This window comes from Paraburkholderia diazotrophica (assembly GCF_900108945.1).
GTDB classification, from domain to species: domain Bacteria; phylum Pseudomonadota; class Gammaproteobacteria; order Burkholderiales; family Burkholderiaceae; genus Paraburkholderia; species Paraburkholderia diazotrophica.
Map to the genome: position 1 here is coordinate 222,481 of NZ_FNYE01000003.1, position 13,830 is coordinate 236,310.

Annotated in this window: 12 protein-coding genes; 4 read left to right on the forward strand and 8 right to left on the reverse strand. The window is 60.9% G+C overall.

Going from position 1 to position 13,830, the window contains the following annotated elements; genetic code table 11:
* Window positions 1–443: 443 nt before the first annotated feature.
* Entirely contained in the window at window positions 444–2,750 is a 2,307-nt protein-coding gene (locus BMW76_RS05760) for a xanthine dehydrogenase family protein molybdopterin-binding subunit (RefSeq protein WP_090863997.1), read from the forward strand.
* Window positions 2,738–3,220 (forward strand): (2Fe-2S)-binding protein, encoded by a 483-nt coding sequence (locus tag BMW76_RS05765; RefSeq protein WP_090863999.1) that lies wholly within the window; start codon window positions 2,738–2,740, stop codon window positions 3,218–3,220. Before BMW76_RS05760 ends, BMW76_RS05765 begins: the two co-directional genes overlap by 13 nt.
* A gap of 8 nt (window positions 3,221–3,228) precedes the next feature.
* On the opposite strand, the gene BMW76_RS05770 is transcribed toward BMW76_RS05765, so the two are convergent.
* The gene (locus BMW76_RS05770; RefSeq protein WP_090864001.1) at window positions 3,229–3,582 is read right to left on the reverse strand and encodes a BON domain-containing protein; all 354 of its coding nucleotides are present in this window, start codon (window positions 3,580–3,582) and stop codon (window positions 3,229–3,231) included.
* Between the two features lie 221 nt (window positions 3,583–3,803).
* Here BMW76_RS05770 and BMW76_RS05775 point away from each other — a divergent pair, with 221 nt between their 5' ends.
* Window positions 3,804–4,976 (forward strand): 4-hydroxybenzoate 3-monooxygenase, encoded by a 1,173-nt coding sequence (locus BMW76_RS05775; RefSeq protein ID WP_090864003.1) that lies wholly within the window; start codon window positions 3,804–3,806, stop codon window positions 4,974–4,976.
* A 24-nt stretch (window positions 4,977–5,000) separates the two neighbouring features.
* On the opposite strand, the gene BMW76_RS05780 is transcribed toward BMW76_RS05775, so the two are convergent.
* From BMW76_RS05780 to sapR, 7 genes are read right to left on the reverse strand one after another with little or no spacing between them, the layout of a single operon-like run.
* The gene (locus BMW76_RS05780) at window positions 5,001–5,768 is read right to left on the reverse strand and encodes an ABC transporter ATP-binding protein (protein WP_090864005.1); all 768 of its coding nucleotides are present in this window, start codon (window positions 5,766–5,768) and stop codon (window positions 5,001–5,003) included.
* Window positions 5,765–6,646 (reverse strand): ABC transporter ATP-binding protein, encoded by an 882-nt coding sequence (locus BMW76_RS05785; RefSeq protein ID WP_090864007.1) that lies wholly within the window; start codon window positions 6,644–6,646, stop codon window positions 5,765–5,767. The genes BMW76_RS05780 and BMW76_RS05785 overlap by 4 nt, the downstream gene beginning before the upstream one ends.
* Window position 6,647: 1 nt before the next feature.
* The gene (gene nikC, locus BMW76_RS05790) at window positions 6,648–7,562 is read right to left on the reverse strand and encodes a nickel transporter permease (RefSeq protein ID WP_090864337.1); all 915 of its coding nucleotides are present in this window, start codon (window positions 7,560–7,562) and stop codon (window positions 6,648–6,650) included.
* 58 nt (window positions 7,563–7,620) lie between these two features.
* Window positions 7,621–8,691 (reverse strand): ABC transporter permease, encoded by a 1,071-nt coding sequence (locus BMW76_RS05795; RefSeq protein WP_090864008.1) that lies wholly within the window; start codon window positions 8,689–8,691, stop codon window positions 7,621–7,623.
* Between the two features lie 22 nt (window positions 8,692–8,713).
* On the reverse strand, window positions 8,714–10,321 hold the full coding sequence (locus BMW76_RS05800) for an ABC transporter substrate-binding protein (RefSeq protein WP_090864010.1): 1,608 nt from the start codon (window positions 10,319–10,321) through the stop codon (window positions 8,714–8,716).
* Between the two features lie 57 nt (window positions 10,322–10,378).
* Window positions 10,379–10,945 carry a D-alanyl-D-alanine dipeptidase gene (gene ddpX / locus BMW76_RS05805; RefSeq protein ID WP_090864012.1) on the reverse strand — a complete coding sequence of 189 codons (567 nt, stop codon included), beginning with the start codon at window positions 10,943–10,945 and terminating at the stop codon, window positions 10,379–10,381.
* 5 nt (window positions 10,946–10,950) lie between these two features.
* Window positions 10,951–11,841: a sap1 transcriptional regulator SapR gene (gene sapR / locus BMW76_RS05810; protein ID WP_090864014.1), complete on the reverse strand. Its 891-nt coding sequence runs from the start codon at window positions 11,839–11,841 to the stop codon at window positions 10,951–10,953.
* Window positions 11,842–12,306: 465 nt separating this feature from the next.
* Between sapR and BMW76_RS05815 the strand changes: the two genes are divergently transcribed.
* Window positions 12,307–13,770, forward strand: a complete 1,464-nt coding sequence (locus tag BMW76_RS05815) for a catalase (RefSeq protein WP_090864016.1) — start codon at window positions 12,307–12,309, stop codon at window positions 13,768–13,770.
* The last annotated feature ends 60 nt before the right edge of the window (window positions 13,771–13,830 follow it).

Genomic DNA, 13,830 nt, shown 5'->3' on the forward strand with positions numbered 1-13,830 from the left:
CTGTGCGACTGCCGAGACCAGGCGGTCGTCGTGACACAGCGCTTAGCTCGGATCACGCAAGCGATATGCCACTGGATCGGATTGCGTTGCAGCATCGCGCTGTATCTACGCTCAAGCCCTGATGCGGCTTGATCCAACCGCTTATTCATGGCGATCTCACACGCATGGATTTTGCGCATTGCGTTCGCGTCGCAAAGTCCGGCAATGCGGGTTTTTCCGCACTGTCGCAATCTTTTCAGGCTCTACTGGCTTTTTCATCTAGTGCGTCGCAATTCGGCGAATGCGCACTAATATGAACTTTGACCGGACTGAATTGGCGCTTTTCGAACAGGTAATCGAAGTATGCAGCGGTGCATCGTCGGCGAATGAAAACACAGGCTTTCAGTTGAGCCGCGACTGGTGCGTTTTACTGGTGTCCGTGCTGTATTCCTCTGAGAGATGCCATGCTGAAGCGTCGAACCTTCCTGCTGGGCGGTGCGGGCGCAGTCGGCGCGCTGGTCGTCGGATGGTCGGCGCTGCCGCCGCGTCAGCGGATCGTCGCATCGGCGCCCTTGCGCGTGCGGCCGGGCGAATCGGCGCTCAACGGCTACGTGAAGATCGCCAACGACGACACCGTCACCGTGATGATGTGCCGGGCCGAGATGGGACAGGGCGTGCACACGGGGCTCGCGATGCTGGTGGCCGAGGAACTCGATGCGGACTGGCGCGACATCCGCGTGGCTCATGCGCCCGTCGACGGCATCTATAACAACGTCGAGAGCGTCGTCGGCGATTTGCCGTTTCGTCCCGATGAAGACGGCGTCATCAAGGAACTCACAGTGTGGTTCGCGCGCAAGCTCGCGCGCGATTTCGGCACGTCGATGACGGGCGGCTCGTCGACCATCAACGATCTCTGGCAACCGATGCGCGAGGCGGGCGCATGCGCGCGTGCGATGCTGATCGGCGCCGCCGCCGAAATCTGGAACGTGAAGGCGTCGGAATGCCGCGTCGAAAAGGGCAAGGTGCTGCACGGCTCGGGGCGCAGTGCATCGTTCGGGCAACTCGCCGCCGAAGCCGCGCGCCAGCCGCTGCCGCGCAAACCCGTGCTGAAAGACCCGGAGACCTTCAGGCTGATCGGCAAGCCGCTCACGCGTATCGAAGCGGCTTCGAAGATAGACGGCACCGCGCGCTTCGGCATCGATGTGCTGCCGGATGGCCTTCTGTATGCAAGCATCGCGATGTGTCCGACACTCGGCGGCACGGTGCGCACATTCGACGGCTCGGTGGCGGCGGCGCTGCCAGGCGTGCAACGCGTATTTTCCGTCGATGCATACAACGGCGGCACGGGCGGCGTCGCCGTGATCGCGGACAACATGTTCGTCGCGATGAATGCGCTCGACGTGCTGTCGATCGAATGGAACGACGGCCCGACGAAAGGGTTGAACAATGTAGCCGTCGTCGAGCGTCTGTCACAGGCGCTCGATGATAGTGACGGCCACGCGTGGTACAGCCACGGTGACGTCGATGCTGCGCTGGACCGTGCGGCGCACACCATCATGGCCGAATATCACGTGCCCTATCTCGCGCACGCGGCGCTCGAACCCATCAACTGCACCGCGCAAATCAAGGACGGCACGGCAACGGTATGGGCCGCGACCCAGGTGCCCGCCGTCGCGCGCATGCATGTCGCGAAGCTGTTGGGCATCGACGCCGAGCAGGTCGATTTGCAGCAGCAACTGATAGGCGGCGCGTTCGGACGCAGGCTCGAAGTCGACTTTATCGTGCAGGCGGTGGCGATTGCGCGCGAAGCCGACGGACGCCCTGTGCAAACGCTCTGGACGCGTCCGCAGGACATGCGCCACGATTTCTATCGGCCTGCCTGCCTGTCGCGCTTCAAGGCGGGACTCGATGCGCAGGGCCAACTGATCGCGTGGCATAACGCATCGGTGAGCCAATCGATCGTCACCACTTGGATGGCGCGCAATTACCATATCCCCGACATCGGCCTCAATCTGGACAAGACCGTTTCCGAAGGCGCGTTCGATCAGCCTTATGAAATGCCGAACGTCTGGATCGGGCAACGCACGATCGATTTGCCGATGCCCGTCGGCTTCTGGCGCTCCGTCGGACATTCGCATCAGGCGTTTTTCATCGAGAGCTTTATCGACGAACTGGCCGTTGCCGCGCACAAAGACCCTGTCGCGTTTCGCGCGAGTCTTTTGACGCGGCACTCGCGGCATCTTGCCGTTCTGCAGAAAGTGGCGAGCATGTCCGGATGGCGTGCGCCCCTCGCATGGTCCGACAACGGTATCCGGCATGCACGCGGCGTCGCATTGCATGAAGCATTCGGCAGCGTGGTCGCGCAGGTCGTCGATGTGTCGATGGAAGCGGGCAATGCGTTGAAGGTGAACCGCGTATTTTGCGCGATCGACTGCGGCCTGCCCGTCAATCCGAATCTGATCAGGCAGCAGGTGGAAGGTGCGATCGTGTTCGGCCTGTCCGCTGCGCTCAAGGAAGAAATCACGCTCGACAACGGCGCAGTTGTCGAGAGTCTTTACAGCGAATTCGACGTCGTGCGCATGGACGAATGCCCCGACATCTGCGTCGAGATCATGCCGTCCAAAGGGCATCCGCAAGGCGTCGGAGAAGCCGCGCTGCCGCCCATCGCGCCCGCCGTCGCGAATGCGCTATTCGCGCTGACGGGCATGCGCTTTCGCACGTTGCCGTTCAAAGTGAAGCTGTACTCCGGGAGTGCAACATGCTCAAGCTGAATATCAATGGCAAAACGGTCGACGTCTATTCCGATCCCACGACGCCGTTGCTCTGGGTCTTGCGCTGCGAACTGAAGATGACAGGCACGAAATTCGGTTGCGGCGTCGGCGTGTGCGGTGCGTGTACCGTACTCGTCGGCAAGGAAGCAAAGACCTCTTGCCAGGAAAAGCTCTCCGATATCGGCGCCAATGACGTGACGACAATCGAAGGATTGCGCGGACTGCAAGCGCGTGCGCTGAAAGAAGCGTGGACGCGTATCGACGTCGTGCAATGCGGCTATTGCCAGAGCGCGCAACTGATGGCCGCGAGCGCGCTGATCCTCAACAACCCGCATCCGAACGCGAAGGACATCGACTGTGCGATGCACGGCATCATTTGCCGTTGCGGCACTTATCCGCGCATCAGGCAGGCGATTCTCGAAGCAACGGGGCAGGTCAGGAGCAACGCCAGTCCGTGCGAGAAGGGCTAGGTGAAGGACTAATATCCCTTGTTATAGAGCGTCAGATGATTGCTCACCGACGTCACGCCCGGCACGCCCTTCGTCACGTCGGCCGCCTGCTGGATCTGCGGACCATCGGGCACGCTGCCCGATAACGTGACCATTCCGTCCCGTGCCTTCACATACACATTCGACACATTGAAATTGGGCGCTTTCGCTAATGCCTTGCGTACATCGCGAGCCAGTTTCTTGTCAGCCGACGTCGCCTTGCCCGAATGCGCTGCCGGATTCGATGCCATCGACATGCTATCGCTGGCCTGCGCATGGACGTTCGCCATCGACGTCACGCATCCCACAGCAATAAGCAGCTTCACGACATTGCGTGCTTTCATGATTGCCCTCTATTCGGCTTCGCAGATCGTGAGTCAAAGATAGTCAACATTCCGCTTCGGATAAAGCCGCTCATACGAATAAGGGGAAACCCGCAGCAGTTGTTTATCGCGAATGAAGATATCGTCTATTCGCGCTATTACGTTGCTCGATAAAAGCGCGGCCTGCACACTTTGATGCAAATCAAGACATCACGCACTCAACGCGTATTCAGGAGACACCTATGCGTACGCAAGTCGGCATCATCGGCGCGGGTCCTGCTGGACTGCTTCTCTCTCATCTTCTCCATTTGCAAGGCATCGACTCCGTCGTGCTCGAATCGCGCAGCCGCGAGCAAATCGAATCGACGATACGCGCCGGCGTGCTCGAACAGGGCACGGTCGATCTGCTCACGGAAACGGGCGTCGGCGAGCGGATGAAGGCGCAGGGCGCGCTGCATCACGGCTTCGAACTTGCGTTCGAAGGCAAGCGCCGGCGCCTCGATCTCACTGGATTGACGGGTAAATCCATTACCGTCTATGCGCAGCACGAAGTCATCAAGGATCTGGTTGCCGCGCGCCTCGCCGCGCAAGGTGCATTGCATTTCGAAGTGTCGGACGTATCGCTGCATGACATCGAAAGCGGCGCGCCAAGCATTCGTTATCGACATCAGGGCGAAGCCCGCGAACTGCATTGCGATTTCATCATCGGATGCGACGGCGCGCAGGGCGTTTCGCGCAATGCGATTCCTGAAACGCTGCGCCGCGATTATCAGCGCGTTTATCCGTTTGCGTGGTTTGGGATTCTCGTCGAAGCGCCGCCCACATCGGATGAACTGATCTATGCGCGCCATGAACGCGGCTTTGCGCTCGTCAGCACGCGTTCGCACGACGTGCAGCGCATGTACTTTCAATGCGATCCGGACGATACCGTAGATCACTGGTCCGACGATCGCATCTGGGCCGAAATGCATGCACGTGTCGATTCGGACGAAGGGCACAAGGTGATCGAAGGCAAGATCTTCCGGAAGAACATTATCGGCATGCGCAGCTTCGTTTCGACGACGATGCAGCACGGCCGGCTGTTTCTCGCCGGCGACGCCGCGCACATCGTGCCGCCGACGGGTGCGAAGGGCCTCAATCTCGCCGTCTCCGACGTGCGCGTGTTATCGGAAGCACTGCGCGGGTTCTACAAGGAAAACCGCACCGATCTGCTGGATCGCTATGGTGAAACGGCGCTCAAGCGCATCTGGCGCGCCGAGCACTTCTCGTACTGGATGACGCGCATGATGCACCGCCTCGACGATGCATCGTCGTTCGAGCAGCAGTTGCAGGTCGCGGAACTGGAGTACGTGACGACTTCGCGCAGTGCCGCGATGTCGATGGCCGAGAACTATGTCGGCACGGCGCCCGTATAAACGGCGCGGGTTGAGCGAAAACGTTCAGCCTTCCGTGTCGATGCCCAGCGCCTCGACGGCCTTGCGCTGATAACCGCCCGTCGCAAGCAGCAGGCTGCGCGAATATTCGTTGTCGACCTGCTGCACGCGAATTCGCCCGATGTCGAGTTCTTCGACGATTTCGCCGTTGCGCATGATGGCAACGCGCGAACACAGAAAGCCCACGACAGCGAGATTGTGGCTCACGAGAATCATCGTCAGCTCGCGCTCGCGATGCAGGCGCTTGAGCAGATTCAGTATCTCCGCTTGCACGGAGACGTCGAGCGCCGACGTCGGTTCGTCGAGCAGCAGCACACGCGGCTCGACGATCAGCGCGCGCGCAATCGCCACACGCTGACGTTGGCCGCCCGACAACTGATGCGGATAGCGAAAGCGAAACGACGCATTCAGTCCCACTTCGCGCAGCGCATTGACGATACGTTCCTCATGCTCGCCGATTCCGTTGATGCGCAGCGGCTCGCGCAGTGTCTGGTCCACGGTGAAGCGTGGATGCAGCGAGCCGTATGGGTCCTGAAACACCATCTGCACGTCGCGCTTTTGCGCGTGCTCGCCTTGCTGCGCGATACGCACGGTGCCTTGCGCGATGGGCGAGAGCCCGCTCAACGCACGAAGAATGGTCGACTTGCCCGAGCCCGATTCGCCGACAAGCCCGAACACTTCGCCGCGCGCGACATGAAAGCTCGCGTTGCGCACGGCGTCGACGGCGCCCGCCGCCGTCTTGAAGCGCACTGTCAATGCATCGACGTCGATCATGCGGATGCTCCTTGCGCATCGTCGAGCCATGCGGGATCGCGCGACAGAACGGGCAGCTCGGCGGGTGGATCGGCAAGCGGCGGATTGGCAGCTAGCAGGCCGCGCGTGTACGGATGTTGCGCATGCACGAGATCGCGCGCCGCGCACGTTTCGACGACACGACCCGCATACATCACGACGACGCGATCGCAGAACGACATCACGAGCGGCAGATCATGGCTGATAAAGATGAGGCCAGTATCATGTTTCGCGATCATCTCGTCGAGCACGGCGAGCACCTGCATCGACACCAGCACGTCGAGCGCGCTGGTCGGCTCGTCGGCGATCAAAAGGCGCGGTCCCGTCGAGACCATCATCGCGATCATCACGCGTTGCCCCATGCCGCCCGAAAGCTCATGCGGATACGAATCCGCAACACGCTCGGGATTGCGGATATGCACCGCTTCGAGCGCCGCGACGATCTTTTCGCGCATTGCCCGGCGGCTCAGCTTCGGATCGTGCAGCGCGAACGCTTCGCGCATCTGCTGCGCGACGGTCATCACCGGGTTCAGCGAGTACTTCGGGTCTTGCAGGATCATGCCCATTTGCTGACCGCACAACTGACGGCGTCTGTCGGCACGCATGGTCAGCAGATCGTGCCCGTCGAAGCGCAATGTTTTCGCCGTGCAGTGCGCGGCAGGCGGCAACAGGCCGAGCAGCGCGCGGCCCGTCAGCGATTTGCCCGATCCCGATTCGCCGACGATCCCCAGGCGCTCGCCTTTGCGCAGAGTCAGCGAGAGTCCGCGCACCGCTTCGTTCAGCGTGCCGTCGTGCGTGCGAAATGCGATGCGGAGGTCGTCGATCTCGCACAGCGGGGAGACCGTTTCGTTCGTGCGCATGTCAGTCTCCATGACGCGGATCGAACACGTCGCGCAGCCCGTCGCCGAGCAGATTGAACGCGAGGCTCACGAGCAGAATCGCAAAGCCCGGTATTGTCGCGACCCACCATGCGTCGAGCAGCACGTTGCGACCCGACGCGACCATGAAGCCCCATTCGGGACTGGGCGGTTGCGCACCGAGCCCCAGAAAGCCGAGACCCGCGACAGTCAGAATGATGCCCGCCATGTCGAGCGTCGCGCGCACGATCACCGACGACGAACACAGTGGCACGATATAGCGCAGCAGAATGCGCAGATTCGATGCGCCTTGCAGGCGCGCCACGTGAATGAAGTCCGCTTGCACGAGCCTCAACGTTTCGGCGCGCGCGAGACGTGCATACGCGGGCCACGCAGTAATCGAAATCGCGATCACCGCGTTGAATACGCCGGGGCCCAATGCAGCGGCGAAGGCGAGCGCGAGCACGATCTTCGGGAACGCGAGCGCAATGTCGGTCACACGCATCAGCACGTTATCGACCCAGCCGCCGAAAAAGCCCGCCGTCGTGCCGATCATCAGGCCGATGGGCACGACGACTACGACGACGAGAATCGCAATCGACAGCGTGAGCCGCGATCCATAGATCACGCGCGAGAGAATGTCGCGGCCGAGTTGATCGGTACCGAGCCAGTGCGAGGCCGAACCGGGCGGCAGCAGGCGATCCGATAAGACCTGCGTGAGGGGATCATGCGGCGCGATCCACGGTCCGATGATCGCGACGATCACGAGCAGCGCGAGGATCGACAGGCCGAATACGGAGAGCGGATTGCCCGCGAAGCGCCGCCAGCGCCGATACGCGAGACCGAGCGCCGCCTGTCTGCGCGAAGCGGGCGTATCGGTGAGCAGCCATGCTCTGAGCGTCGGGCGCGACGAGTTCATCGGCCAGTCCTGCTTCGAGCGGTCAACAGTGGGACGCACGTGGAAGTTCTCCGTTGCATCAGCGGGCGCGCGGATCGAACACGCGATAGAGCGCATCCGTCAGCAGGTTCAACGCAATGAATGTGATGCCGATCACGAGCGTGCTGCCGAGCACGGCATTCATGTCGGCGTTGAGCAGGGCGCCCGTCAGATACGAACCGATGCCTGGCCACGCGAATACGATTTCGGTTAGCACCGAGCCTTCGAGCAGGAAGCTGTACGAGAGCGCGATCACCGTCAGCAGCGGCACCGCGATGTTGCCGAACGCATGCACCCACACCACGCGACGCTCGGACAGACCTTTGGCGCGTGCCGTCGTGATGTACTCCTGGTTCAACTGGTCGAGCATGAACGAGCGCGTCATCCGGCTCAGATAGGCGACCGAGTAATAGCCCAGGATCGCAGCGGGCAATGCGATATGTGACAGCGCATTGAAGAACACATCCCATTCGCCCGCGATCAGCGAATCGATCAGCAGGCTCCCTGTGCGCGTGTCGACCATGCCATCGAATACGGGATCGATGCGTCCCGGTCCCGACACCCAATGCAGCTTCGCATAGAACAACAACAGGCCCATCAGGCCGAGCCAGAACACGGGCACGGAGCTGCCGATAAGCCCGATGAAACGCGCGACGTGATCGATCCAGCGATTGTGCCGCGTGGCGGCAATCACGCCGAGCGGCACGCCGACCAGCACACCGATGATCGTCGACAGCGTCGCGAGTTCCAGCGTCGCGGGAAACACGCGCTTGATGTCGTCGATCACCGGATTCGCCGTCAGCAGCGATATACCCAGGTCGCCGTGCAGCACCGCGCTCACATAGATGAAGAACTGCTCTGCGAGCGGCTTGTCGAGCCCGAGCTGAATGCGCGCTGCCGCATACGCGCTCGCCGACGCGCGATCGCCGAGTATCGCGAGCACGGGGTCGATGGGCACCTTGCGGCCGATCACGAACGTCACGGCAAGCAGGCCCGTGAACGTAATGGCGAGCGTGAGCGCCCAACGCAGCACGCGCAGCATCCAGCGCACGCTCGCGCTGCGCGCGGACGCAGCGCGAATGCGATCGATCGGAGTGAGCGTGGTCGACATGTATATGAAGTGTCGCGTGCGCTTACTGCTTCTTCACATGCAAATACGACACGAGGTCGTTGATCGGACCGACTTCGAGACCCGACACGCCCGGACGCATCGCCACCTGCGACACCTGCTGGAACATGATGACGAACGGCGATTTCGTGAGCATTTCCTTCTGCATCGTTTGATAGAGCTGCGCGCGCTTCGTCGTCGACGATTCGGCGAGCGCCGCGTTGGTCTCTTTCGTCAGATCGGGAATGTCCCACGAATTGCGCCACGCGAGCATCTTGTACGAGGACTTGTCGGAGTTGTCCGGGTTCCACGCATAGCCTTGCGCGTTGCTGTGCGGGTCGATGTAATCCGCCGACCATTCGCCGATATAGATATCGTGCTGACGCGCGCGATACTTCGCGAGCGTCTGCTTGTTGTCGCCCGGAATGATCTCGACCTTGATGCCACCTTGCGCGAGATTCGCCTGCACCGCTTGCGCAATTTCGTTGTACGGGTAAGCGCTGCGCACATCCATTGTCACGTTGAAGCCGTTCGGCAAGCCTGCTTTCGCGAGCAGCGCCTTCGCTTTCGCGACGTCCTGATGGTACGGATTGGTATTCAACGCGCCGAGAAAACCTTCCGGCAGGAACGTCTGATGAACCTTGAATGTGCTCTTCGTCACGTTCTTCTGGATGCCGTCGTAGTCGATCAGCCACTTCATCGCTTCCTGCACTTCCGGCTTCGCGAGATTTGCGTTCTTCACGTTGAGGCCGAGATAGAGCAGCGTGGCTTGCGGCACCGACATCACCTGAACCTTGTTGGCCTTCGTGAGCGTGGCGAGATCATCGGGACTCAGATTACGCGCGACATCCGCGTCGCCGTTTTCAAGCAGCAGGCGCTGGCTCGACGCTTCGGGCACGTGGCGCATCACGATCCGCTTCATCGCGAGCGGCACGCGGTAGCCGTCGTATTTCTGCAGGATGATGCTGTCGTTCGCCGTCCATTTGACGAGCTTGTACGCGCCGGAGCCCGCTTCGTTCGTGCGCAGCCATTCGTTGCCGAAGTCGTTGCCCTTCTGATGCGACATCAACAGCTTCTTGTCGACGACCGATGCGGGCCAGGCGCCGAGCACGTTCAGCACGAATGTGGGCGCGTATTTCTGGTCGGTCGTGATGCTGACCGTGGAGTCGTCGATCTTCTTGACGTTTTGCAGCGCGTTATCCTTCGTCAGGCCGATGCCTTGCAGCACGGCGGCCGCGCCCTTGTCGAGCAGCACGCAGCGCTGGATCGACCACGCGATGTCGTCGGCCGTCAGCGCGTTGCCCGAGTGGAATTTGAGGCCGGGGCGAATCTTGAACGTGAAGGTGAGTCCGTCGGGGCTGACCGTCCACGATTGTGCAACGTCGCCGTTGAATTTCGACGGGTCTTTCAGGTCGACGCGCACCAGACGGTCATACGTGTTCGCGACGTATTCCTCGGGCACCAGCTCGTAGACTTCGCCCGGATCGAGCGTCGAGAATTCGTCGAGCGTGGTGGCGATCACCAGCATGTCTTTCGGTGTCGCCGCAAATGCGGTGCTTGTTGTCGTCATCGTAAGCGTCAGTGCGGATATGACCGCGACTGCCGCCAGCGCATTGCGCAAAACCAGATTCATACTCGCTCCGTATCGAGAGGAAAGTGCGGTGAGAAATCTGCAAATAGACCTTTGTGATTACATTAATTTCAAAGGGCCGCTTTCGCTGTTGTCGATCACGGGCAGCGCGCGCGAACCCGGCAATTCGTAGTGCCACCACTCGCTCGGGATATGCGTAAAGCCGGCTGCATGCATGATGCCGAGCAACAGCAGCCGATTGCGCTGCACGTGCTGCGGCAGGCCCTGATGGAAATGCTCGGACTCCTTGACCATCGCGTCGAAGCCCGTGCCCATATCGAGCGGCTCGCCGTTGCCGCCGATCAAGGTCAGATCGAGCGCGGTGCCGCGGCTATGGTTCGAGCCGCGTCCAAGCTCGGCGATATAGGTCGGATCGGGAAGAAAGTCCCACAGTACCTGCTGCGCTTGCGGCGGACGATACGCATCGAAAATGCGCAGCTTCATGCCGATGCTCGCGGCAAGTTCGACGGCTTTGCGCAAGCCCGCTTCGGCAGGCGCGAGCAACAGGCAGTGCGCTTCCTTATAGATCGCCTTGCCGGTGAAATTGCGGTCGGTTGCATAGACGAGGTCGATGTCGACGCCGTGCGTTTCCTGAGTGATATGAATCAGTTGAAGTTTGTCGGTCATGAGAGTCAAAGGTCGAATTGATCGAGCTCGCGCTGCAACTCGCGGTTGCGCGCGACGCGTTCGTCGATGGCGGGACCTAGCCGTTCGACGATCGACGTAATCAGCAGATTGAAGAGGCACGTGAGCGGCGCGAGCGAATCCCAGAACTGGCCGACATCCGTTTTCACCTGCAGCAGATCGCAAGCGAAGTCGCGGGCCCACGGACAATAGAGATCGGTGACGAGCGCAAATGGCAATTCGCGCCGCGCGGCCGCTTCGCAATAGCGGCGTGCGATGCGCGAATACGCGCGCGTGTCGGTGACGATCAGATAAGGCGATGCGAACTCCGAATTCAGCGAATCGACATACGAGCCCGACATGCCGTCGGAATAGAACACGCGCGGCCGCAGATATTCGAGGTAGCTGTAGAACGCATTCGCGATGCCGCGCGTCGATTGAATGCCGAGAATAAAGACCGCATCGGCCGTGGCGACGCGCTGCGCAACACGCGCGAACGTTTCGCCTTGCGCAAGCTGGTACACGTAGCCGATGGCATCGACTTCGAGATCGAGCGAACGGGCGAGGGCGGTGTCGCGCGTCGCGTCGCCGTTGGTATGGGCGTTTGCGTTGTCGTGGTGGCGCTCGCTGCGCCATGCGTCGAGCCGGTCGGTGATGAACCAGGGCCGCGCTTGTGCGCCGCGCAATTCGCGCTTCAGGTCGTCCAGGTTGCGATAGCCGACGCTGCGCAGAAAGCGCCCGACCGAAATGCCGCTCGTGCCCGTCTGCTGCGCGATCTGGTCCGCCGTCTCCAGGCCGAGACGCTCCAGGTTCGCCAGCATATAACTCGCGATGCGCTTGGCCGTGGGCGTGAGCGTCGCGAAACTCGCTTCGACTGTGTGGGCGAACGCGGTGGACATCGAGTCGTCTTCCGAGTCTTGTTCTGCGTTTTGTCGGTTAGTTATCTGTCACTGCTCGGCGATCTGGTATGTATATGACAAGGACAATAAAGCGAGTGCTAACTTAAATTTTTAATCGGATTTAAGAAGTCAATAGAAAAAGCGTCTGCTGCACATTGAATGTCATTCTTCTGTCACGCGTCTTTCGTTGGTCGAATTGCACGTGCTGCACGCGGCGCGAGTAATGGTCGCCTCTTCTGCTCGCCAATTCGAATGGCGCTAAGATCATCGCCGCAGCATTGGGTCGCGTGTGCCGGGCACCGCGCGATCTTCATCCCGACGTAACACCGACAGCATCGCATTGGCATGCCGTCCGGACTTCGCTTTTGCAAGCAGCGGCGCAGCGGCCCGCTGTCCATGTAGAACCCACCGTACGTTCCGGCAGAACATCCGCCGGACTTTCTTATAAGTGTTGGAGGGCTGAACGTGAAGAAGCTGACTACTGCCTTTGGCGCACCCGTAGTAGACAACCAGAACATTCAGACGGCGGGGCCGCGTGGCCCGGCGTTATTGCAGGACGTGTGGTTCCTCGAAAAGCTCGCGCACTTCGACCGCGAAGTGATTCCCGAGCGCCGGATGCATGCGAAAGGCTCGGGCGCATTCGGTACATTCACGGTCACGCACGACGTCACGAAGTACACGCGGGCGAAAATCTTCTCGGAAGTCGGCAAGAAGACGGAACTGTTCGTGCGCTTTTCGACGGTCGCGGGCGAGCGCGGCGCCGCCGATGCCGAGCGCGACATTCGCGGCTTCGCGATCAAGTTCTATACGGAAGAAGGCAACTGGGATCTCGTCGGCAACAATACGCCTGTGTTCTTTTTGCGCGATCCGCTGAAATTCCCCGACCTGAATCACGCGGTCAAGCGAGATCCGCGCACGGGCTTGCGCAGCGCGGAAAACAACTGGGACTTCTGGACGCAACTGCCCGAAGCACTGCATCAGGTGACGATCGTGATGAGCGATCGCGGCATTCCGAAGTCGTTCCGTCATATGCATGGCTTCGGCAGCCACACGTTCAGCTTCATCAATGCCGCGAAAGAGCGCTACTGGGTGAAGTTCCATTTCCAGACGCAGCAGGGCATCGAGAATCTGACCGATGCGCAAGCGGCTGCGCTCGTCGGCGTCGATCGCGAAAGCTCGCATCGCGACCTGTATGAAGCGATCGAGCGCAAGGAATTCCCGAAGTGGAAGATGTTCGTGCAACTGATGCCGGAGAAGGACGCGTCGAAGTGCTCGTATAACCCGTTCGATCTGACGAAGGTGTGGCCGAAGAAAGACTATCCGCTGATCGAAGTTGGCGTGATGGAATTGAATCGCAACGCGGAGAATCATTTCGCGGATGTCGAGCAGTCCGCGTTCAATCCCGCCAACATCGTGCCGGGCATCAGCTTCTCACCCGACAAGATGCTGCAAGGCCGGCTCTTCTCATACGGCGACGCGCAGCGCTATCGCCTCGGCGTGAATCACAGCCTGATTCCCGTGAACGCGCCGAGGTGCCCAGTACACAGCTATCACCGCGACGGCTTCATGCGCGTGGACGGCAACATGGGCGGCGCGACGCCGTATAACCCGAACACGCGCGGCGAATGGCTCGACCAGCCGGATTTCAGCGAGCCGCCGTTGTCGATCGAAGGCGCCGCGGATCACTGGAATCATCGCGCCGACGAAGACTACTATTCGCAACCGGGCGCGCTGTTCCGGCTGATGACGGCCGAGCAGAAGCAGGCGCTGTTCGACAATACGGCTCGCTCGCTCGCGGGTGTGTCGGATCCGATCCAGAAGCTGCACATCGAGCATTGCACGAAGGCCGATCCCGCTTATGGGCAAGGCGTTGCGGCGGCGCTGGAGTCGGCGAAGAAGAGCAGCGCTACGCCGAATCGCGCGCTGTGAGTTGCTGCGAAATGAGCACCGCGCATCGCACGTGACGTAATGGCGATGCAAAAAAGCGCT